This is a genomic window from Pantoea sp. DY-15, assembly GCF_019795935.1.
Taxonomy (GTDB): domain Bacteria; phylum Pseudomonadota; class Gammaproteobacteria; order Enterobacterales; family Enterobacteriaceae; genus Pantoea; species Pantoea leporis.
The window spans coordinates 76,214-97,826 of record NZ_JAIMIF010000007.1 but is presented as its reverse complement, the minus strand read 5'-3'; the positions used below and the strand labels follow the sequence as shown (position 1 = coordinate 97,826).

Annotated in this window: 25 protein-coding genes; 20 read left to right on the top strand and 5 right to left on the bottom strand. The window is 47.5% G+C overall.

Features of this window, described 5'->3' with window-relative positions; genetic code table 11:
- Window positions 1–368: 368 nt before the first annotated feature.
- A complete protein-coding gene (locus tag K5Y32_RS22005; protein ID WP_222185818.1) occupies window positions 369–1,208 on the bottom strand; it encodes a GIY-YIG nuclease family protein in 840 nt (279 codons plus the stop codon).
- 478 nt (window positions 1,209–1,686) lie between these two features.
- On the opposite strand from K5Y32_RS22005, the gene K5Y32_RS22000 reads away from it, so the two are divergent.
- Genes K5Y32_RS22000 through K5Y32_RS21985 form a run of 4 tightly spaced genes read left to right on the top strand, consistent with a single transcriptional unit; the run spans window position 1,687 to window position 5,264 of the window.
- Window positions 1,687–2,772 carry a chemotaxis protein gene (locus tag K5Y32_RS22000; RefSeq protein ID WP_222185817.1) on the top strand — a complete coding sequence of 362 codons (1,086 nt, stop codon included), beginning with the start codon at window positions 1,687–1,689 and terminating at the stop codon, window positions 2,770–2,772.
- 13 nt (window positions 2,773–2,785) lie between these two features.
- Complete coding sequence (locus K5Y32_RS21995; RefSeq protein ID WP_222185816.1) at window positions 2,786–4,363, top strand: cobalamin adenosyltransferase; 1,578 nt, start codon at window positions 2,786–2,788, stop codon at window positions 4,361–4,363.
- On the top strand, window positions 4,360–4,689 hold the full coding sequence (locus K5Y32_RS21990) for a YkgJ family cysteine cluster protein (RefSeq protein ID WP_255602785.1): 330 nt from the start codon (window positions 4,360–4,362) through the stop codon (window positions 4,687–4,689). The genes K5Y32_RS21995 and K5Y32_RS21990 overlap by 4 nt, the downstream gene beginning before the upstream one ends.
- A gap of 17 nt (window positions 4,690–4,706) precedes the next feature.
- Window positions 4,707–5,264: a hypothetical protein gene (locus K5Y32_RS21985; RefSeq protein WP_222185815.1), complete on the top strand. Its 558-nt coding sequence runs from the start codon at window positions 4,707–4,709 to the stop codon at window positions 5,262–5,264.
- Window positions 5,265–5,912: 648 nt separating this feature from the next.
- On the opposite strand, the gene K5Y32_RS21980 is transcribed toward K5Y32_RS21985, so the two are convergent.
- Window positions 5,913–6,569, bottom strand: a complete 657-nt coding sequence (locus tag K5Y32_RS21980; RefSeq protein WP_222185814.1) for a hypothetical protein — start codon at window positions 6,567–6,569, stop codon at window positions 5,913–5,915.
- A complete protein-coding gene (locus tag K5Y32_RS25085) occupies window positions 6,475–7,200 on the bottom strand; it encodes a hypothetical protein (protein WP_370635127.1) in 726 nt (241 codons plus the stop codon). The genes K5Y32_RS21980 and K5Y32_RS25085 overlap by 95 nt, the downstream gene beginning before the upstream one ends.
- Window positions 7,201–7,552: 352 nt before the next feature.
- On the opposite strand from K5Y32_RS25085, the gene K5Y32_RS21970 reads away from it, so the two are divergent.
- The gene (locus K5Y32_RS21970) at window positions 7,553–7,735 is read left to right on the top strand and encodes a hypothetical protein (RefSeq protein ID WP_222185812.1); all 183 of its coding nucleotides are present in this window, start codon (window positions 7,553–7,555) and stop codon (window positions 7,733–7,735) included.
- 58 nt (window positions 7,736–7,793) lie between these two features.
- Here the strand turns inward: K5Y32_RS21970 and K5Y32_RS21965 are convergent, their stop codons facing one another.
- Both K5Y32_RS21965 and K5Y32_RS21960 read right to left on the bottom strand, forming a co-directional pair.
- Window positions 7,794–7,991: a hypothetical protein gene (locus tag K5Y32_RS21965; protein ID WP_222185811.1), complete on the bottom strand. Its 198-nt coding sequence runs from the start codon at window positions 7,989–7,991 to the stop codon at window positions 7,794–7,796.
- Window positions 7,992–8,091: 100 nt separating this feature from the next.
- Window positions 8,092–9,069: a hypothetical protein gene (locus K5Y32_RS21960; protein ID WP_222185810.1), complete on the bottom strand. Its 978-nt coding sequence runs from the start codon at window positions 9,067–9,069 to the stop codon at window positions 8,092–8,094.
- A 256-nt stretch (window positions 9,070–9,325) separates the two neighbouring features.
- On the opposite strand from K5Y32_RS21960, the gene K5Y32_RS21955 reads away from it, so the two are divergent.
- The 15 genes from K5Y32_RS21955 (at window position 9,326) to traU (ending at window position 21,606) form a co-directional block, all read left to right on the top strand.
- The gene (locus K5Y32_RS21955; protein WP_222185809.1) at window positions 9,326–9,499 is read left to right on the top strand and encodes a hypothetical protein; all 174 of its coding nucleotides are present in this window, start codon (window positions 9,326–9,328) and stop codon (window positions 9,497–9,499) included.
- Window positions 9,500–10,124: 625 nt separating this feature from the next.
- Window positions 10,125–10,622 (top strand): antirestriction protein, encoded by a 498-nt coding sequence (locus K5Y32_RS21950; protein ID WP_222185808.1) that lies wholly within the window; start codon window positions 10,125–10,127, stop codon window positions 10,620–10,622.
- A 41-nt stretch (window positions 10,623–10,663) separates the two neighbouring features.
- Window positions 10,664–11,164, top strand: coding sequence for a RadC family protein (locus K5Y32_RS21945; protein ID WP_222185807.1), 501 nt, complete (start codon window positions 10,664–10,666; stop codon window positions 11,162–11,164).
- A gap of 419 nt (window positions 11,165–11,583) precedes the next feature.
- Complete coding sequence (traM, locus tag K5Y32_RS21940) at window positions 11,584–11,964, top strand: conjugal transfer relaxosome DNA-binding protein TraM (RefSeq protein ID WP_222185806.1); 381 nt, start codon at window positions 11,584–11,586, stop codon at window positions 11,962–11,964.
- A 181-nt stretch (window positions 11,965–12,145) separates the two neighbouring features.
- A complete protein-coding gene (locus tag K5Y32_RS21935; RefSeq protein ID WP_222185805.1) occupies window positions 12,146–12,865 on the top strand; it encodes a PAS domain-containing protein in 720 nt (239 codons plus the stop codon).
- Window positions 12,866–13,117: 252 nt separating this feature from the next.
- Window positions 13,118–13,465, top strand: a complete 348-nt coding sequence (locus K5Y32_RS21930) for a type IV conjugative transfer system pilin TraA (protein WP_222185804.1) — start codon at window positions 13,118–13,120, stop codon at window positions 13,463–13,465.
- Window positions 13,466–13,468: 3 nt separating this feature from the next.
- Complete coding sequence (traL, locus tag K5Y32_RS21925) at window positions 13,469–13,771, top strand: type IV conjugative transfer system protein TraL (protein WP_222185803.1); 303 nt, start codon at window positions 13,469–13,471, stop codon at window positions 13,769–13,771.
- A gap of 13 nt (window positions 13,772–13,784) precedes the next feature.
- Window positions 13,785–14,348, top strand: a complete 564-nt coding sequence (traE, locus tag K5Y32_RS21920) for a type IV conjugative transfer system protein TraE (RefSeq protein WP_222185802.1) — start codon at window positions 13,785–13,787, stop codon at window positions 14,346–14,348.
- Entirely contained in the window at window positions 14,338–15,057 is a 720-nt protein-coding gene (gene traK / locus K5Y32_RS21915) for a type-F conjugative transfer system secretin TraK (protein WP_222185801.1), read from the top strand. The genes traE and traK overlap by 11 nt, the downstream gene beginning before the upstream one ends.
- A complete protein-coding gene (gene traB / locus K5Y32_RS21910; protein WP_222185800.1) occupies window positions 15,050–16,357 on the top strand; it encodes an F-type conjugal transfer pilus assembly protein TraB in 1,308 nt (435 codons plus the stop codon). The genes traK and traB overlap by 8 nt, the downstream gene beginning before the upstream one ends.
- Before the next feature lie 35 nt (window positions 16,358–16,392).
- On the top strand, window positions 16,393–16,968 hold the full coding sequence (gene traV / locus K5Y32_RS21905; RefSeq protein WP_222185799.1) for a type IV conjugative transfer system lipoprotein TraV: 576 nt from the start codon (window positions 16,393–16,395) through the stop codon (window positions 16,966–16,968).
- A 7-nt stretch (window positions 16,969–16,975) separates the two neighbouring features.
- Entirely contained in the window at window positions 16,976–19,564 is a 2,589-nt protein-coding gene (gene traC / locus K5Y32_RS21900; protein WP_222185798.1) for a type IV secretion system protein TraC, read from the top strand.
- The gene (trbI, locus tag K5Y32_RS21895; RefSeq protein ID WP_222185797.1) at window positions 19,546–19,989 is read left to right on the top strand and encodes a type-F conjugative transfer system protein TrbI; all 444 of its coding nucleotides are present in this window, start codon (window positions 19,546–19,548) and stop codon (window positions 19,987–19,989) included. Before traC ends, trbI begins: the two co-directional genes overlap by 19 nt.
- Window positions 19,982–20,614: a type-F conjugative transfer system protein TraW gene (gene traW, locus K5Y32_RS21890; RefSeq protein ID WP_222185796.1), complete on the top strand. Its 633-nt coding sequence runs from the start codon at window positions 19,982–19,984 to the stop codon at window positions 20,612–20,614. The genes trbI and traW overlap by 8 nt, the downstream gene beginning before the upstream one ends.
- Window positions 20,611–21,606, top strand: a complete 996-nt coding sequence (traU, locus tag K5Y32_RS21885; protein WP_222185795.1) for a conjugal transfer pilus assembly protein TraU — start codon at window positions 20,611–20,613, stop codon at window positions 21,604–21,606. Before traW ends, traU begins: the two co-directional genes overlap by 4 nt.
- Window positions 21,607–21,613: the final 7 nt, after the last annotated feature.

Below are 21,613 nucleotides of genomic sequence, written 5' to 3'. Positions count from 1 at the left end.
GGCGATCATGCCTGATTAGGGCGATTATTAATTGAACTGGCAGCGTTAAATTCTCAAAAATAAACGTCATTCATTCCGGCAAATCGCTTCGGCCGAAAAAATATGAGGGTAGTCTGTGATCAACGGCTGAATTCGGCCGGAGGTATATCGAATGTTCCATTATGGAGTTGTGCTATGCGAATAGACGCCCTGCATAGGGTAATTAATGCACTGAATGATTCGGACATGCATTCAGGTAACGTTGACTGGTTTGCAAGCTATGACTTGAGGGGGCTAATTATTTTTGCTCTGCTCGCTTTTAAGCTTATGGGCACCCTTTGGGTGCTTGGGCAGAACACGTAGTGCTAATGGCCGCACTGCCATTTTTATCAGTTCCGGTTGTGACCAAATTCACGTGATAGCAGTATTTTCTTCCAATGTGTTTCCCTGCTGTCAATTTCATCCTTTCCAGCATTGGGATCCATGATTTCGAGAATGGCGAAGGTAATGTTCTGGAGCCGGTTAGGATCTTCGGTCCCGAATGCCTCTTTGAGGCCGACGTTACCGCCATGACCTGAACCAAAATAATACTCCCACCGGCCCCAGATACCTTCGTTACCGTCGGCTTTCCACACATAGAGTTTACCGCCGTCTCGATCGGTTAATACGTAAATGCCTTTAACAACAGAGAGGGCGGTCTGCCATGATGAAAACCGATTCCCAAGACGGACTATTGCACCAATGCTGCTTAAGCTCAGAACGACTTTACGGTAGCCGGGGAATTCTCCAAAGCTCAGTCGCACGGGGGAGATTGCGCTGACACTCAGTTCGTCCTTAATACTTTCCCCCAGACGAATAAATTTGCGGGCGGAATTTTTAAAGCTGACATACATGCGCCCGGCGTATTCTTCAGTCTCAGGGATCTTCAGAAGGTTGTAGTGGTAATACAGCTCCTTGCGGCCGGGATATGGTTGCTTGCCCTCATTACCAACCTGACGAAAAGCACCGGCAAACAGCCATGTTTCTGTGCCCGGCACCCTTATTAGCGAAACGACATGCTGGCGGCTGAATTCCAGCCGTTTTTGCCAGCACTGCCAGTCATCAAACGTCTCTTCCCTATATTTAACCAGCGGATCCTCTCTGTATTCGTTCATCTGCGGCAGGTGCACTTTTGTGTTTTCTGGCGTCAGGTCCGGACACACCATCTTCAGATAATCGAAAAGCTTCAATACCGCTCCTTATTCAGCATCAAATTCCTACAGCGTCTTCCGTTACTCTAAGATACTCACGCGCTTTTTGCACCCTGCGACGTTCAGCCCTCAAACAGGACGCTTCGGCTTACTGGCACGCAAGGACCAGAGCAGCGGGCCACGGCCCGCGTGTTCGCCACATCTAATAATTCCCCGATGTTCTTTTGGTGCCACGCCGGGGGTGTTCATCCCGCTTTATGCTGGTTGCTCACCATTAATCAAACTTCACGCACCCCACCAATAATTAGGTATCACACCCCAGAAAACTCACCTGTCTGTTTAGTTTTATTAACTAATGGTATTTCTCAACGAGCCGATATGCACATTAACAGATTGCTAATCTGGGGTGGAGGCAGGCCTCTAAAAGGTCATGCACGAAGGCAACACACGCAAATTTTCCTGCCCTTAAAAGGGGCGGGGTACCGGAATTCACGTTTTAACATTAGGAAGATTTAATATGCCAATACCGTTAATTATTCTTGGTGGCGCTGCCATCGCTACCGCCTTAGGCGGCAAAAAAGCCTATGATGGCTATCAGAAAAAATCGGAAGCGGAAGATGTTCATAATCGCGCCGAAAGTCGCTACAAAAATCGCAAAGAGATTTTTGATAAAGCGAATGAGATTTCTTCCGTTAAACTTGAAAAGCTTGGTAAAAAAGAGCTGCAAATCGGAAGCGAATTCAAAGAATTTCACCTGCTTGCCAAAGAGTTGCTGAAAGCTATTTCGAAAGCTAACCATCAGGAGATTGAGCTAAAGATCCCTGAACACAAGCTTAACAGCATTGAGCGTCTTGCCATTTCTGCCACCGAATACCTCAGTACTGTAGTAGGTGCAGGCGCTTCCGGGGCGGCGGCAGGATTTGCCGTTTATAGCGGAGTAATGGCCTTTGCTGCAGCTTCAACCGGTACGCCTATAGCTGCGCTTTCTGGCGCGGCGGCATACAACGCCACCATGGCTGCCATCGGCGGCGGTTCGCTGGCAGCGGGCGGTTGGGGAATGGCCGGTGGCGCGATGGTGCTTGGCGGCGCAGTTGTGGCACCACTGATACTGATTGCAGGCTGGGCATATAATTCTCATGCGACCAAAGCACTGGAGAATGCCAAAGAAGTATCACGCCAAATTAACGATGCTATCGATAAAATGGACAAGGCGGAAGCGCACCTCAATCGTGTCAATAAATACGTGGACTCCATTTACCAGTCACTTGAGCGGATGCATGGCACTTTCACCACCCGCTATCTCGATCCGCTAAAAGCGATGCATGCCAGAGTCATGGCTCGTCATGCCGGGAATATTACCGAGCAAGAGAGCGATGAGTGTGTGGCCCTCATTCAGAATGGCTACATGCTGGCTGCCATCATGACCAGTATCATCACCACCCCGCTGTTTGAGCCAGTAACCGATGTCAAAAGCAAAGCGGTCATTGAGGAAGGAGTCATCCAGCTTAAAACCGACGAAAACGGCATTAACGTGTTGAACACCGCAGCACTGGACAAAGCACTGCGGGATGCAGATGCCGATTTCTCCGGCAAATTTGCCTGATCCGGATTCGCATATGACAACCGTAACTAAAACGTTCGACTGGGGTGAGGAGCTGCATCAGACGGTGGTGAAGAGCCTCGCCACCTCTTTTGGGCTCGATTTTCTACTTATTAAAGATAAAGTCGGCGGGGACGTCGACACGATCCATAACGCTCGTCATCAGGTATACGCAACTGATAAAGAACGTGAGAAGTACGCGAACCGCGGCGATTACAATTCGACGGCGTATCACCATCATGAGAACTACATTGCCATTAACCGCGAAGGCAAAGCAAAGCGGGAAGCGGGCACGCTGATAGACACCTACACCGGTGAGACCTTCGCGCACAACGCGAAGACCAACCTTGACCATATTAAAGCCGCAAAAGAGGTACATGACGATCCAGGCCGAGTTCTGTCTGATTTGAACGGGCCTGATCTTGCAAATGATGCGAGTAACCTTACCCATACCAATGAGACACTCAACAAAGCTAAAGGCGCCAAAAAAATGGATGCTTTCGTGGAAAAGTTGAGTGCCGACTACTACGCAAATCAGCAGGAAATTGCGGCGTTGCGCAGCCAGCCATCGCTCACGGATAAGGAACAAAAGCGTCTTACTTCGCTTGAGAACAAAGCCAGCGCCGATTTTGACCGCATGCGCGAAGCCGATGAGAAAGCGCGCAAGCAGTACGAAGACACAGTGAATCATGCTTACTATACCAGCAGTAAATTTGCCAAAAGCGTTGCGTTAGCATCTATGAACAATGGCCTGAGGATGGGCACCCGCCAGATGTTAGGACTGGTGCTGGCTGAGGTTTGGTTTGAGTTTCGCGATCGTCTGCCGGGGATGATTGCCCGTCAAAGGGAGAACTTTGTTGCCAGTGACCTGCTGAGTGACATGGGACATGTGCTGAAGGCCATCTGGGCACGCATTAAAGCGAAGTTCAGAACGTTTATTGAAACCTTCAGGGACGGGGTGATTGGGGGCATTCTTTCGAGCGTTACTACCACGCTGTTCAATATCTTGTTTACCACCCAGAAGATGATGGTGCGCCTGATCCGTGAGATGTGGAATAACCTCATCCAGGCGTTCAAAATTATGGTTTTCAACCCGCAGAACCTCGCTCCGGGAGAACTGGCTAAAGCGGTGAGCAAGCTGCTGGTCGCAGGCGTTGCGGTAGCGGCAGGCGTGGTCATTAATGAATCGCTGGCCAAAATTATGATGTTTCCCTTTGGCCCGGAACTGGCGGCATTTTGCGGAGTACTGTCCACAGGCCTGCTGACGGTGGTGATGAACTACTTCCTGGAATACAGCCCAATGATGCAGAAGCTGTGGGCATTTCTGGATAAGTTCAAAGACAAATATCAGCATGCCGAGGACTACTACCGGCAGGTTAACACTGAGTTAGACCGCTTTATACTAGAACTGACCTCGCTGGAATTTGCCATAAACGCCAGTGAGCTTATGTCCTTCTCGCTGCAGCTTGAAGCAGTTAATAACGAAATAGAACGCGGGCTGCTTCTGCGTAATGAGGTAGAACAACGCAACATTGCCCTACCGTTTGAGGCGGGTAACACGGATTCGGTCAGAAACTGGCTGAATTCATTATGACGCTCTCCCCAGCGTTTCCCTGTAACCAATGCGGTGCCTGCTGCCGCCTGGTTTCACTCGCGCAAGAAACGCAGTTTCTCGACCGGGGTGACGGTGCCTGCCGTCACTACGATGACCAGAATCGGCTTTGTACGATCTATGACACCCGTCCGATCGTTTGCCAGGTCGACAAGCAGTTTCTGCTCAATTATCAGCAGACGTACAGCTGGCAGGAGTTTATCAATGTGAATCGTATCGCCTGTCTGGAACTGGAAAAATATCCGCTAACTCTAAATAGCGCTTACAACGTCCACTGTGAGCGCCAGGCGCCGATAACTAAAGAATAAAGACAAGGAGTTAAGAAGTGGCAACTGTACAAATTGAGTGGGACTGGCTGAACTGGAATTGCCGTCAGACATGGGGAAAGGATGTTCTGCCTGAATTGCAACGCAGAGGTGTAAAGCCGCAGGATCTTAAACGGTGCGTTTATGTCATCAGGCTAAATGGCCTATTTGCCATTCAATACCCGCGCGGCATTTCCCCTACGGTGTATATAGGTGAAGGAAATTTTGAACAACGCATTACTCAACACAAGAACTGGCTAGTGGATCTCGGGGACCTGCAAGGCGAGCGGGAATTTCTCATCGGCTACTGCTTCCCTCGGGCAAGAAACGCCTCAAAGGTTTATTCCGAATTTGAAGCGATGCTTATTCACGAGTTTAGAGATATCTATGGCGCAGCTCCACTTCGAAACAAACAAATGGAGTTTCAGAAGTCGAATCACGTGTTTGAGCCTATTAACGAAATTCGCAGCGCAATCATGATTGGTCAAGGGATGCGATTTCATTGGGCGGTACAGCCGATGAAAAGTTCGTCTATGTATGACGACTATCAGCGAACTATGGAATGCATCACGTATTAACTCTCTGAGAGAAGGCTGGAAGCAAGCAAAGAGCGTATGCTAATCGTCTCCTTAAAAGTCTTTTCTCTGATGACCTTTTTTATCCAGAATTCTTTTAGCCTTGTGCAGCGTTACATGAGGCTTAATAGACATGTTTAGTCTTATCGTACAGAATTAAGGCGCTGGGCATCGTGCTGGTTGTCACGGGCTACCGGTTACTGTGGCGTTAAATTGGAGGCCCTGCTGGCCGGGGAAAAACGGTGCTGTTGCAGCAGGCATCCCCTTCGCCTGCGCTTTCTCTCTCCGTGATGCTGTCGTATGTTCTTGTCTCTCTGCTGCTGATAAGCCTTATGCTGTGATATAGCTACTTTCATTGTTTTGTCTTTCTCACAACCCAAAACATTAACAGCCTGCTGGCCCCCTTCGGCTCCCCGGCGTTGCCGGGTCGTCAAGCCCAACTTCGCTAACCGGCAGGCTGGCAAGCTCCGCGTAATCGCGAAGTGATGCGTTTCCGGCTGGGGTCTGGTGGTAACGACAAGACAGATGGTCAAAAAAAGGTGCTGAATCTCTCTCTCTATTCCTTCTAACCTCATCCCTCGCTGTCAGTGGTGCTGCTATTTACTTCTTAATCTTGCTGCATTCATGATTACCCCTGCAGTCAGGTGGAGTCTACATCCCGGAGGCATTAGTCTCAGCTGGAACAGCCTGCTGCACAGTAGAATCCTTTGCTCTCTGTTTTTCTTCTGCATACCTTTTCAGCACAGAATTATATTCTGCCAGGTCATGCTTATGGGCATGCTGCTTCCAGGTTACGGCAATGGTGCTGAACCAGTTGAAGAGTAAGAACCCTGCCAGTGCTGAGAATATGACAGAAGCACCCTGCATCCATTGTTCTTCTGCTGCTCCAAATTCCATGGATAATAAGGTCAGTACCGCGATAAATATCGCCAAGAATATCTGAGAAGTACTGCCTGTATTGCTGTGGAAATCAGTGATGACAGACTGGAGCCATGTCATTTTTTTAATCTTTAACTGCCCCGTGTCGCTTATCTCCAGGCGGCCTTCAAGTCTGCCAAAATAACCGATGGGTTTATTTCCCCAAGCCATTGCATCTAACAATATGTGATGAAATTCAGGGTCCTTGATCCCAGTGATGTAAGCGTTAATGTCATTACGGATGATGTTGTAGTGCGCGGATGACTGGAAATCCTCCGGGGAGGATTTAGCAAAATCAATGACATCCTTTACACGGGAGTCTTTGTCCTTGAAAAGGGCAGCTGAAAGTGCGGCAGATGCACCAATCAGCGCGATAGTAGTGATGGGCATGCGTTAAGTCCTTAACATTACGTTTGAGGGGGAGTCGATAGTGAGCGGAGGAGTACTCATGTACTGAGTGCAGTGAGTTCGGATGAGAATTTGCCGAATGCGCTTGCAACGAGCACCTTCTCTTTTTCCGGTGATGTTCTTTGAAAATGCCCACGACTCTTAAGGTCAGTGCGTCTGTGTTGACGTTTTGCATAATCTGCAGCACGGGCGCGCCACTCATGCCGTTCAGATAGGGCAGTGATTGCGCGAAGCTGAGGGGTTCGAACATCGAGGGGATTACCATTTTTTTCCGACTGTCGAAATGAAAGTAAAGCTCTTCAGTCTCCTTATCGTATTCAAAGTGATTGAATAGCAGGCTAACAACATGCTGAACAGAGTCTGGTTTGTCCGCATGAAGACCGTTTTTACTGGAAGGGTAGCCTGCAATAATCATTGAGGATGTAGGTTCAAGATCTTTATGTTTTTCGTCAGTGAAATATATGAAGTCTTTTGGATGCAAAAAGATTTCCAGGGTCGGCGTAATTACAGCGTAATCACGTGCAGAATTTCTTTTTACCAGGGTCTGGGTGAGAGGAAATCGCACGTTATTCAGGGCGAAGTAGCAATCATCAACCTGCAAATGGTCCAGCACATGGTCTGCCGTCAGAATTTTATGCTCTCCGTCAGTTTTGATAAGGAATCCGCTACCGACTGCATTCTGTTTCCCTGTCCTGTTTCCTTAAAAGATGACAATTCCGTCCATACATTGCTGGTGGTAGAGGAAAAACAGACTACCTCCGGTTCTCTTTCTTCTGAACAATGAATAAAAACGCGGATTAATGCTTATTTAAATCATTGAGATACATCACATCTGCTATACGGTCATGTTCTGAAAGTACTTTTGGCCCCTTCGGCTCCCCGGCAGGCCGACTTCGTTAACCGACATGCCGGTAAAACTTCGCTGAACCGCTCGAACGCGTTTCGGGCTTGACGGCAGGGGTCTGATGGCATCGGCCAAATCAGCCTTACTTTCTGAGGCAGATTCCGGGAGAAAGAGGCGTAACGGTTTGTCCTGGGAATGGCTGCGGAAAATGTTAGCTATCAGTGTCAGGCTCAAACATATTGATGAACTGACCGATGCTGTTCTTATAGAGTTTGTACGTCATATTGATCTTATCACCGTCTGAAAACTCATAGGTCCCGTGGCAGGTCAGCTTATTCATGCCGCCTGCTAAGGTTGTTTGGTCATATATCAATCACTGTGGGATCGTCTGAATTGCTCTTAATATCATTGTAAGTTTCGAGGAGCATCCCTCTTACTTTCGTATCATTACAATCGACTTCAGAAAAGTCCCTGTCGGGATCTGCAGAGGCTGTATGTAAGATTACAGAAGCAAATAAAGAGGCAATTACTGCAACTTTAAACGTACGAACCTGAATCATTTCATGTCCTATAAATTATTTTGATCAGAAATGGCAGAATTAACCCTGCAGCTTGCTGGTACCCAAGTGGCGGGGCTCACCAGCCTGCAGGGTGCTTCAGTTATTGGTTTCTGAAGAAAGTGATTCTTGAAAGGGTCATCTGCGTCTGGCAGTCGACCATTTTTTTTACTTCAGCGTCTGTGCCCTGCATTGAAATTTTGCCGCACATGGCATCCTTGGTTTTGATCCACTGACGCTGAGAAGGCAGTAACTCTTTTTTCTTCGCCGGCGTTAACGTGCTCCAGGCTGTATTCAAATCAGAGTCGGCATTCGCAAAAGCCATTCGGGACTGATCAACGCTGCCAGCGTTTTGCTGGTAGGCTTGTTGTGGCGTGTTTTGCTGCGCCTGCTGCTCAGCTTTTTCTTGCGCCTGAAGCTGTGCCTGTCTCTGAATTTGCTGATCCTCATCATACTTCGCCTGTTGCTGCGCCTGGAGCTGTGCCTGTTGTTGCGCTTCAATCTGGCGTTGCTGGGCATCTTTAGCCTGCTGGATTTTCTGCTGCTCAACGATCGGGTTGATGATAGAGAGCGATGTCAGTGCTGCTGCACCCACTGATATCGGATTTTCAGAGGACGCTTTTACAAAAACGTTTTTCTGATCATCGGTCGCCTGTGCAGTGTAGGAGATGCGTTTTGAAAAGGCGTTTGCATTGTTATCCAGCGACAGGCTTTCCATTTGCTTGTCCAGATTACGGTTAAAATTCTTCCTGTAAGCATCAGAAAGCTGAGCGTATTCGTTCGCGGGCAGGGTCATCGTCACAGTGCCTTCACAGGTTTTCATTGTGCTGCCCGTGTCACTTGAGGTGGTAGAGATTTCAGAGATGACCAGTTTGATCTTGTCTAACGCGCTGCGTTTGGTCTGGTTAGTGACATCAGGATATTTGTCGACCTGTTCAGAGAGCCCTTCATAAGCAGATTTTTTTAATAAATCCATGAGGGCTGACTGGGTCATTTCAGATGAACAACCGATCACGTCTTTTTTGTTATCACAGCCTGTAATGGCAACGGCGAGTAAGAGTGCTGCGTATTTTAATCTCATGAGTTCCCTTTAGAGTAAGGCATGGCTTTTTGGGTAGCGGCCTGTAATCAGTCCGGAGGGAAATAGCAAACAGAGCTAAACCCAGAACGCATCACAAGCGAGGACCAAGGTGATATCGGCAAAGGCTATGAAATCTTTAAATCGATCAGGAATCTTTCAAGCAGACATTTCTTGTAGAGCGTCTTGTTAAGTAAGAGCGTGATGTCGCTTCATGAAGAATTCCGTCATCAAACGTTGTCATCTTGGAAGGAAGCCAATGAACACACTCATTCCTCTTTTAATAAAGCTACGCACCTTTGCAAAAAGATATATCTACCTCTACTGCATTTTCTATTTGGTGATCTTGGTATTTATGGATGTCATCGATTCACATGAATACAAATTTGGTCATTCGGTTGTCACTGCTGCGGTAGATTTTTACCGGGGCTGAATATCGCTGTTGGTAGGATCAGTGTTAGTTATATGTGAAGTCATTCATAGCTACCAAGTATGGCAACATAAAAACGACAGTGATTTAGTAAGCACCAAGCTTTCTTCAGCCATTGAACGTTTTTTAAAAAAATAATCTTCACAACTCTCTGACGTTAACCCACTTCACTTTCCTTATGGCCCCCTTCGGCTCCCCCGCAAGCGGGGTCGTCAGCCCAACTCCGCTTACCGGCTATGCCGGCCAGCTCCGCCGAACCGCATAAAGATGCGTTTCGGGCCTTTGGCTAGGGTCTGATGGCTGAGGCCAATACCTGCAGCTGGCTGGCGCCAGCGCTTTCACTGGCCACCAACAGACGTGGCCGCTAAGGGTTGAACGTCTTCGCCGTTCAATGACTGTGCATCTCCTCACCTACCTGCGTTGCCGTTTCTCTGAGTACCTCACCGCGCAGGAATATGACACACGGGCGGCCTCGCACAAGGGTCGCAAGCTAAACGGCTGCACCCGGTCCCTTCGGGCTGCGGCTTTGCCGTTTCCCCTTGTTCGGGGCCTGCTCCCCGCGTGTCAATTCTGCTGTTGCGGCGAGGTTCTCAAAGAAACATCACTTAACACAGAAAGGAGTCAGGACATGTCACAGTCAAACGGAAAAACCGCGACAAGCGAAACTCAAGAAACATCTTTTTTAGGTCAACTGATAACCCAACAAGTTGACGATAGTGAGAAGGAGCGTTTCTTCCCTGGTATGTACGGGAAATATTATATGTTGGCCCAGGATTATCTTTATTTCTGGATGCGTCAACATACCCGTAATTGGTCAGGCGGTTACTGGCGCTTTCATCATGTGATGGCGGCAGGTACCGACACTGTTTTAAGCGGATATGTCTTTCCTCTCACAGAGGAGGGAATAACCGTCCAAATTTCATCAAATTATTATCAAGGCGAGATGACTGCTCAGGCAGTCGGTATAACGGCAATGTTATTTGCATTCAACCATGTTGCCTGGATTGCCTACGAGAATAACGCAGATGATCCCATTATCCACTCTCTCAATGAGAAGTATGTTTGCTTGAAAAACTTCGCGTTAACGTTACCCGAAGCCGTGCAGATTTTCCGCGCCATTGACTAAGGAACCCGGCTAAATCAGCCGATTAAAAAAGGAATGACATTATGAGCGGTAAAAGATTTTACAGTAAGTTGTATACCATCGCCGATGATGGGAAATTCAAAAATGCTTCTATGCAAGCTGTTATGCAGGAGGCTAATCGCGTGATTGAATTCAAGTATCAGAAAGGCACTGAGTTCAAGTCTGCACATATCGCAAAGGAGTATCTTAAAACGAAGTTAGCCGCGCAGGAAAGGGAGGTGTTTTCCGTTATTTACCTCAACGCGCACCGGGAATTTATTTCCTACAGCGAGCTTTTCCTCGGCACCTTAACGTTGATAAATGTTCATCCGCGTGAGATCGCCAGGCAAGCCCTTAAGCTGAATGCTGATGCAGTGATCATCAGTCATAATCACCCGAGCGGAAATGCACAACCCTCCGCCGCTGATATGACAATGACGCAACGTATTATTTCCACGCTTGCAGTACTGGATATTAAGGTGCTGGATCACATAATCGTTGCCGGAAATGATGCTGTTTCCTTCGCTGAGCATGAATACTTGTAATTAATATGTTAATCGGGCTAAGCCGCGGCCCGATTAATTACTGGGTCAGTGCATTTTTTTAAAATTATGCGCTGACTCTTATTCGCGAGTTAATCCGACCTCAATTGGACATGTCCTGCCCTTTGTGAAAAGGGCACCACACCCCTCGCAAGATGTAATCTTGCAGTCATGGCCTGTAAAATCAATGCAATGGAAAGAGTAAGTTGTTTTTTATAGAATCGGAGCGTGAATTTATACTCTTATAAGAGTGTTAACAGAATCTTAAAAGAGTATACCCCGTCTCCAAATGCACTATTTCTTTAATTAGCATGATGTTAACAAGCACGTAATCTATCGCAGAGTATATTGTAGGCAGCAATTAAGTATGCTAATAGTTGTGTCCTACAAATTAGTAGAACAACTAATAAAGGACGGATAATATGCCTAGAGTACAAACTTTTTTAAACAGTGAACTGTTTGATAAAATCCTCGAAATAGTAGAGCAGCGTAAGAAGGAGGGCGCGTCTGCAAACGAAGTCAATGTATCAAGTATCACAAATATGCTCGCAGGTCTTGGATTACGCGTGTATCAACTCCAGCGTGAAGAAAATGGCGAGCCATTTGATCAAACAGAATTCAATAAGACGCTGCTAAGTGTCTGTGTGTTAACAAAACTTTATTCAGCTAAGTCTCTCGCAGCTCTTAAATTATTACCAGGGCTCAGTGATAACGTTCTTTTTGATTTGGCTAAGATCAAAGAAAATGCGGAAGCTGAGGCGAATAACATAATTAGCGCGCTGTTTCAAAATGATGAAGATTGAAATGACATCGCTGAATGTTTGAGCATAGTCTCGAATGCTATTGAGAAACTTCATGTAAGATCCTATCAATACATAGTATTTATCCACAAATTAATGATTTTTCATAACCGTGTCGAAAATAATTCTTACTTAGCGAAGATGTAATCAAAGAATGTAATCACGATTAATCCAGGAGGATTAAATGAAAGCACATGGAGAAACTTCCCACTTACAACTGCAGAATAATTGCAGTGCAGATCTAAATGCTTTTTTCAAATTTATCGTAGATGATTCCCGGGATGGATGGAGCTTCCGCGATAATCAAGGTGCTATTCAATATACAAATAAAGCGTTTAGTAAATGGTTAGGGGTAAGCAGACGTACTCTTATGTCAGGCACAAAACTTGAGCAACTGCACATTTCATTTAATCAGAACAAGTCAAAAATTTTCAAGCTTGAATCAGAAGTAAAGGTTAAAAGGCAGGAGGAAAGTATTATCCTACCTGTGATATCACCATCCACATTACAAAGGTCACTGTGTCGAATTAACCTTAGATACTTTCAGGACGGCGCAAGTAAAATTGAAGGCGTTTTATGGCATTGCGCTGAATATGAGATGGTAATCATGTATCCAGGGAAATACGAATCCGTCAAATTAACTGATGCTGACTTAAAAATTAAGTCACCTTATGATGTCTGTACCTTGAGGGAGTGGGATCTTATATGGCCACTCATCATGGGTTACAGAAGGGAGGAGGTTGCTAAAAACCTTAATGTGACGCCAAGACATCTGGGAAAGGTCCTGACAGTGGTCATGGAAAAATTTTGTGCTGAGGATTTCAATGCCCTTTTAAGTAAGACCTTACAACTTAAGCTTCACAAGTTTATACCAGCCACCGTTTCTTATATCCAGGAAAGATAAAATACTCTGTGGCTTATAACAAAGTTTTAAATAAATTGTTCAATAGGTGTGCTGTCACTCATCATAGGAAAAAGAATAATACGTAGCACCAGCTCTATTCCATGTGGAAATGCAGCTGTAATCAAGGAGGCTGTAATTACGATGAGTTAAGTGTGGTGATTTTATATCAATTCGTAACTAGCGTTCTCCATATCAATTGATTGGTCCGAAAGTTCATTCTGGAACGGACGTGCTACGCATAAGGAAATTGTGATGAGTGATTCAATTAGGCGTCAACCTGCAATAAGTTTCAATTCCAAGAGAGTAATGAGTGTAGAGACAAATTCAGACAAAATATCGAAAAGTATAGAGGTGATACTTGCAGCAGTTGTTGTCTCACTAATTTTGATGGGCGTGTCTGACGCGGACGATCTTTTGGAGTCCGGCAAGGAAGTGGTAAATGATACTTTTGGTCAGGGCTCATTTATTTCCACCTCAATACTAATCGGTGAGGTGTTTATGGGTATGTTCCTTTATGTGAAAACTAAAAACATACTCATGCTCCTGGGTTTTGTAATTCTGGTCGTATACCTCAATGTTGCATTCGGTGTCATAGGTTAAAAAATGGATAACAAGCTAGACAGATATCGTTTCCCTAAAACATTATCTGAACAAAGCCGATTTTTTGGGATGCCCGTTGATGAAGCTATTCCTGTTCTTTTATTAGTGGGATGGGGGCTGATGTCGCAAAAAAATCTTTTCGGCATCATCTCGGCGGCTGTCGTCTGGTTTGTTATCCGTTCTGCCAAAAGAGGTAAAGGCAGTATGTGGCTCTACAATCTAATGTATTGGTATTTGCCATGGTTAAATTCAAAGACGGTATTCAAAATTTTGCCTGACTCAAGTTTTAGGCAATGGATAAAGTGAGGTCTATTAACCGATGCGTTATACCGCTAAATACTCTTCCACCAAGATCATTGCCGTCGGATATTTAATTTTGTTGGTGTTTCTTGTTCTGATGATGGCTGCAATTATGATGCTGATCTATGACAACCGCACTTTACGACATGAACAAAAGACCCTAGTTATTCCCATGGGCTTTAAAGCACCGTTTGCAATTGCGGATAATTTTGCATCCGTGAGTTATTTGGAAATGTATGCCATAGCGCTTATTGCGCTTAGGTTAAATGTGTCACCGGGCACTATTGAGATGCAGCACCAACTTCTGCTCTCTTTTGTCCGGCCGGGCGCACAACCAGATATGAAACTGAAGCTTGCTCGAGAGGCGGAAGTCATCGTTAAAACCGATGTTGATACCCTCTTTTCAGCGACATCTATTCGTGTGTATCCCAACGCGGGACTGATAGATATCCGTGGGGATCTCACAACGTGGATAGGCAGCCGTAAAAATTCCATCGAGCCTAAGCGTTTTGCCCTCAGGTATGAACATGTTGATGGCCATACATGGCTCACCAGTTTTACTGAGGTCGAAAATGAAAAATAGCCTTCTGTATTCGCTGTATGTCTTAGCGTTCACAGCCGATGCCTCTTCAGCAAAACCGGTTGAAATCGCTATTGCTCCTGGCAAGCAGATGAGTGTCCGGATCAGCAACTCCAACCCCAATTATTTTGAAATATCGGGTGACCGCATAACCCGCGTAACGACAACCAAAGGAATGCTTATGGATAAGCGGAACAGTGATGCAGGTGGGGCGTTCATATCGACGGTTCAGACCGAGCCCTTCACCATATTTCTTGAGACAGAATCAGGTCAAACGTATTCACTTCAGGTCGCACCTGCTGCGCTAGCGGGGCAAACTTATCTACTTGCTGGTGCCGCGCGAAAATCACAGTCACAATTACCTGAATGGGAAACTTCACAGCCTTATGAAAAGCTGCTGATAGCCCTCAATCAAGCTGCCTTTGTTGGTAAATTACCGCCAGGTTATGCCAATGTGACCACACATGATGCTTTCCTCAAAACACCCGCAGATTTACAAGCAACGCCATCGGCAGTTTGGCAGGGTACATACCTCAAAGTAACTCACTGGAAGCTTAATAATCCCACGTCGTTCCCTGTTCAACTTCAAGAGCAAGATTATTGGGAACGCGGTGTTCGCTCAGTGATGTTCACCTCCGCAGGTAAAGAACTCATCGGTGGCGGTACTGTCACCTTAATCGTCGTCACATCCATGAGCGATAACAATGGCTAACGTGAACACAGTAGCCAAGAGGAGGCAAATCGCACTGGCTGTCGCTATCTGCTTAGGTACGGTGGGGCTCGTTAGCGCGGGGTTGTGGGTTTCAAATTACTCTTTCAAAAAGGAGCCCGCTCGTAAGCCGGAACCTAAAGAACCCATTCCTGATCTCACGGGTGTGGTTGACGCTGATTTTAGTGACAAATTACAGCGCAGTGCAGTAATGCAAAATCAGCTTAACAATGCTGCTATGAGCAAAGAGATTGATGGTATTCGCCGGGAACTTCTTCAGCTGAGCAAAGGGCGTAGGGAAGATCTTGAACGCATAAAAGCGCTCGAGGATGAAAAAGCACTTCTTCAAAATCAATTGGACACATTGCTCAGTGGTCCCGTGGGTGTACCTGAAGGAGAACCCAGGCCGGGAATGCAAAACCTCAATACATCGGGTGTTTATTCCGCTAATCCTTACGCCGGGCTCAGTGATCCGGATGCAATTCAAACTCAATATGTGCCAACAGCCCCTACCGTAGGCATGGACTCGACTCCATTCGTTTATCAGGCCAGATCTACACCCTCATTGCCATACATCCTTTCCGGCAGCTTTGCCAATGCACTGGTTATTGAAGGTGCTGATGCCAACGCCGCAGTGACAGGGAAGCAGGATACAGCACCGATGCAATTTCGCTTAACAGGCTTGGTACACATGCCAAACGATAAAACTGCTGATCTTCGTAGCTGCTTTGTCACCGCTGAAGGTTATGGCGATGTTTCCAGCGAGCGCGCAGAGGTACGCACACGCCGTCTTAGTTGTAGCTTGCCGGGCGGCGATATCGATATGGCGGTGAAAGGACATGTCAGTTTTATGGGTAAGAACGGCATTAAAGGGCGTGTGGTGATGCGTAACGGAAAAATTCTTGGTCTGGCCGGCGCCGCGGGTTTTCTGGATGGTATTGGCACTGGCATTGAAAAAGTTTCAACACCGACTGTTGGGCTTGGCGCTACGGCAAGTACGAGTGCATCAGATGTTTTGAGCGGAGGCTTGGGCGGCGGCGCAAGTAAAGCTGCTCAAACATTAAGTGACTATTACATCAAACGCGCCGAGCAGTATCACGAAGTCATCCCCATCGGTGCAGGAAATAAGGTCACAGTGGTATTTCAGGATGGATTCCAGTTGCAGACGTTGGCGGAAATTCAAGCCGCTAAAGTTGCCGGAAATACCACCCGAGCGGATATCTCACAAACTCTATCTGATAGCGGCCGTAAGGCGCTGCAGGACGTCAGAAATATGAAGTTAGGCGAGCTGGTTAATCCATAAAAACGTCATCAAAACAGAAGTCGAGGGAATGAATAATGGGAAGAAGGGACAACGTCATTGGCATAAAAAATATCGAGAATGCGAAGAGAGCGCTGGCCATATCGGCACTCTGTGCATCAGTAATGTTTCTTGCGGGCTGCGCGGGCACGCACAGTGAATTCGAATGTGATGCTTCAACCAGCGATTCATGCATGACGATGGAGCAGGCCAACGAGCGTGCTCGTGCTGAAACGGAGAGTCCATCAGTAAAGCCGGCTGTAACCGCATTGCCACTCCTGGTTGATCCTGCAAAGCGAGCGGAAGTGAAGACAGCAGTATCCAATAATGAGAAACGTGAGTGGAAATCATTTTTGTCCCCGATCACCGCTATACCAAATGCAGGGGTGTCTCTCACACAGAGCAAGCTGGATACAGTATCGCCACGACATCAACGTTGCCGGCTATTGTTGTGTGAGGCAGCAAGTGAAGTCCTTCCGATTAGGACACCTGCCTCAGTCATCAATGTGTGGATTGCACCCTATGTCGATGTCGATGACGCATTGCATCAACCAGGCCGCATCTCTTTAGTTGCCTCTCACCCTCGCTGGCAATTGTCGGCAGTGATTAATTGAGGTGACCATGAATATCACCGATACCATTAATCGTTTGATTGCAGGCATTACGATGCCTGACGGTGCTGCTGCAGCGAACAAAGTGCTGGGAGAGATGCAATTCCCTCAACTCAGTAGTCTGTTGCCGTACCGTCATTACGATCGGGATACCGGTATGTTCATTAATCAAAACACGATCGGTTTTATGCTGGAGGCGCAACCGCTTATTGGTGCCAATGAGCATATTGTGCAAGTTCTTGAAGACCTTATTAAAAGTAAAGTACCGCGAAATGTGCCAATCACCTTTCATCTGATGTCCAGCCAGACAGTCGGTGACATGGTTGAGGCGGGCATTCGCGATTTCCGTTGGCAGGGCAAAGAGGCCGATAATTTTAACCGCATAACGCGTGCTTATTACCTGCGAGCAGCACAGACGCAATTCGATAGCCCTACTAACCTACCGATGACGCTTCGTAATTACCGGCTTTTTATCTCCTTTGGTGAAAAGGCTAAGCGTAATCGGCAGACGCATCTTACTGAGATGTCCCATTTGCTCAAAGTGATCCGCGCCACGCTTGATTCAGCAAAAATCGTTACGCGTTTGGTGGAGCAAGATGCGTTCATTACGCTCATCAATGAACTGGTGAATCCTCAAACAGGCCAGCTGTATCGGGAGAATGTGAATGTTGATAGGTGGGGACAACTTAATACTCAGTGTGTTGACCGCACGATCGATTTCCGCATTTCACCTGATGGCATATTTGTTGGCCTTAACCCGCCAGGACAGGCGCCAACGAAAGCGCGCGTAATGAGTTTTATGATGGAAAACGAACCGGATCTGTTCATGCTTTGGCAGGGCGGAGACAACATCAGCAATCTTCTGAATCCCGACCTCACCATTTCTCAGCCCTTTATTATCACCTTCACCATGATGGCTGAAGCGCAGGTTAGCTCGCAGCGTGAAGCGACGGCGAAATATATGGATGCGGACAAAAAGGCAAATTCCCCCTACGCCAAGCTTTTCCCTGGCGTAGTACGAACCGCGGCAGAGTGGAAAGAGGTGCGCGAGCGGCTCAATAGCAATGAAACCTGTCTGGTGCGCTTCTACTTCAACATTACTACGTTTTGTGATGATAACGATGAAGCCGCCCTTGTCTGCGAGCAACAGGTGGTGAACACATTTAAGAAAAATGGTCTGACACTGTTTGCCTCAAAATATATGCAGATGCGCAATTGGTTGGCGATGTTTCCCTTCATGGCTGCTGAAGGTTTATGGGAAGACCTGCGTATGACAGGCGCGACCTGCAGAGCAGAGAGCACTCAAGTCGTTAACCTGACACCGATCATTGCTGACAATCGCTTATGCAGCGGCGGTCTGTTGGCGCCTTCTTATCGCAATCAGCTCGCATTCATCGATATCTATGGCACCGGCATGGGGAACACCAATTACAACATGGCGGTTACCGGAACGTCAGGTGCGGGTAAGACTGGTCTCGTGCAGCCGATTCTGCGAAGTGTGCTGGATGCCAAGGGGATCGTTTGGGTATTTGATATGGGCGATGGATATAAGTCGTTCTGCGAGAATATGGGCGGCACTTATCTTGATGGCCGTACGCTGAAGTTCAACCCTTTTGCCAACATCAGCGATATCAGTGAATCCGGCGAAAGGATCCGTGACCAGCTGGCGGTGCTCGCCAGCCCTAATGGAAGCCTTGATGAAGTGCATGAGGACCTTTTGCTCGAGGCGGTGCTGGCTGCCTGGCAAAGTAAGCGCAACCGTGCCCGAATTGATGATGTAGTTGAGTACCTTCAGTCTGCCAGTCAGGCTACACGAACTTCAGGATCGGAACGCATTTATGGCCGGATGGATGAGATCGTTAAATTGCTCGGCAAATATTGTACGTGGGGGATCTATGGCGATTACTTCAATAGCGATGATCCCTCACTAAAAGAAGATGCAAGGCTGGTGGTACTGGAACTGGGAGGGTTACAGGATAAGCCCGCGCTCCTTGCAGCAGTGATGTTTTCTCTAATTATCTACATCGAAGACAAGATGTATCGCAGTCCACGCAGTCAGAAAAAGTGCTGCGCGATAGATGAAGGCTGGAAATTACTCAACTTCAAGAATGCCAAAGTCGGTGGTTTCATTGAAACTGGATATCGCACTGTGCGTCGTCATCTTGGATCTTTTATCACCATCAGTCAGAACATTAAGGACTTTGATGCGGATGACGCAAGTCCCGCCGCTCGAGCTGCTTGGGGGAACTCTGCCTTCAAGGTAGTCCTGAAGCAGGACACCTCTGAATTCAAACAGTACAACCAAAATCGCCCCGATCAGTTCACAGAGATGCAGCGTGAGGTCATATCACGTTTTGGCGATGCCAAAGACCAATGGTTCAGCTCCTTCATGCTGCGCATTAACGACACCTGTTCCTATCATCGACTTTTTGTCGATCCGCTGAGTCGCGCGATGTTCAGTTCAAAAGGCGTGGATTATGAGTATATCCAGGCAAGGCGTGAGCAAGGTGCAGATATTCATGACGCGGTTTGGGAGCTGGCCTGTCGCAACTTCCCTGATGAAATGGAGGAGTTGCAATCATGGCATATGAGCGCGTAGCCACCAACCTGCCTGCAGGCTTGGCCGATGATTGCTTTAAAGCAAAGCCTTCACATGCACGAAGTAAACGCCGTGCCCGTTGTATCGTACCGGTCGCAGTGGTCTGCACATTTTTAATCACATTGAATGCGGCGGTCGCCTTGCTGTTAATCCAGCTCAACCAACCTCATTTTGTGGTGTTTGATATGAAAGGAACGGTGGATGCCTTTATCGATCAAAGCGTACAACGCCCCCTGAGCTCAGAGCAGAAAGAGAACGTATCTAAACGCTTCAATCGCGCTTTGGAAGACAGTCTGCGTGAGTATCAGTTTAACCATCATGCGTTGGTGCTGGTAAAGCCGGCGGTGATATCTGGCGCGGATGACATTACGCCAGCCATTCAGCAGTCAATTGCGGCTCGCATGCGGGATAGTAGCAATGAATAGACGAAACCTATTGCTGACCAGTGTGCTGGTTTGTTCTGGAATCAATGCAAAGGAATTGGGTACTTGGGGAGATGTTTACCCTATTCATGAACCCGACTTATTGCAGACATTCCAGTCACGACTGCGTGCGATGGAAGAGAACGGTGAACTGGCCAGGCATCAGGAAGAGTTTAAACAGAAGATGCTTGCAAACAGCCTGCGCCCCACACCAGTCAATGAATTAGTGACGGCTGAACAAGATCGCACCTGGTTCGTTGATCCCACATTCACCGTCTCAGGTGATATCGCTGATCACCGTGGTCGCATTTTCGCGCACGCCGGGCAGCGAATTAATCCACTCTCGAGCGTACCGTTTAATCAAACGCTGTACTTTATTAATGCTGATGATCCGCGACAGCTACTTTGGATAAAAGCCCAATCGCCAACGACAACCTTGCCGAAAGTTATCCTGGTAAAAGGTAATACCCGCGAAGCCAGCAAAGTGCTCAGCATGCGTGTTTATTTTGATCAGCAAGGGGTTATGAGTAAACGATTTGGTTTGAGAGCGGTACCTGCACGGGTGGTTGCAGATAGTGATGGACTTCGCCTCAAGGTCGATGAGTTTGCCATGGAGCAGCGTGAATGAAGATGTTTTTGCTTATTGGGCTGCTGTTCATCCCGGCCGGAAGCGTCAGCGCTGCAGAGAGTGGAGCACATGTTGAGTGTCAGGGGCGTTTTGTTAATCCTGTCACTGATGTTTGTTGGGAGTGCATTTTCCCAATTTCGATCGGAAGCGTTGCTGTTTCTGCCGGTTCAGCGCCCGATACCAGCAACCCTGCCAGCCCAATCCAGATATGCCCGATGGGGATTTTCTACCGTATAGGAATGGCGATTGGCTACTGGGAGCCTGTGGCGATGACGGACGTTACCCGTTCGCCATACTGCATGGTAAACCTCGGCGGGTTCACTATTGATGCAGGGAATCGCATTGGGACCGGCACTGCGGGGCAAAGCGACAAAACAGCCGCCGGCGCTTTCTACCATGTGCACTGGTACAAATATCCGCTGATGTATTGGATCAACATTCTCACATCGGCCAGCTGTAAGCAGGGCGGAGGTGATATGGACATTGGCTATCTCTCTGAACTTGATCCCATGTGGAATGATAGCTCGCTGGCACTGATCCTCACGCCTGAAGCGATGTTGTTTAACAACGTCCTCGCTCAAGGTGCTTGCGCTGCAGATGCAATAGCCAGCGCCTTTCACAAACCCATTGACGCTTTGTTCTGGTGTGCCGGATCTCAGGGTTCGATGTACCCATTTACCGGCTGGACATCGAACGAGTTCAGCCCACTCCAGTCATCCGTTTTGCTCTCTGAGCGCATGGCCTACAAGCTGCATCGGCAAGGGATGGTGATGAACACCATCGGCGTTGATACCGCAGTGTGTTTTGAGTATCCATCTCCGATCCTTCCCAAAGAGCGCTGGCGCTATCAAATGGTGAACATGTTTCCTGACGTAGCGGCATGCCATCCCTTTGGACGCACCGTTATGCGCTGGGAGGTGGGACACAATGCACCTAATAGCCGTAAGAACTTTGGTTATCTGCTGTGGCGCAAACGGAACTGCGTTTTCTAAGGAGCAC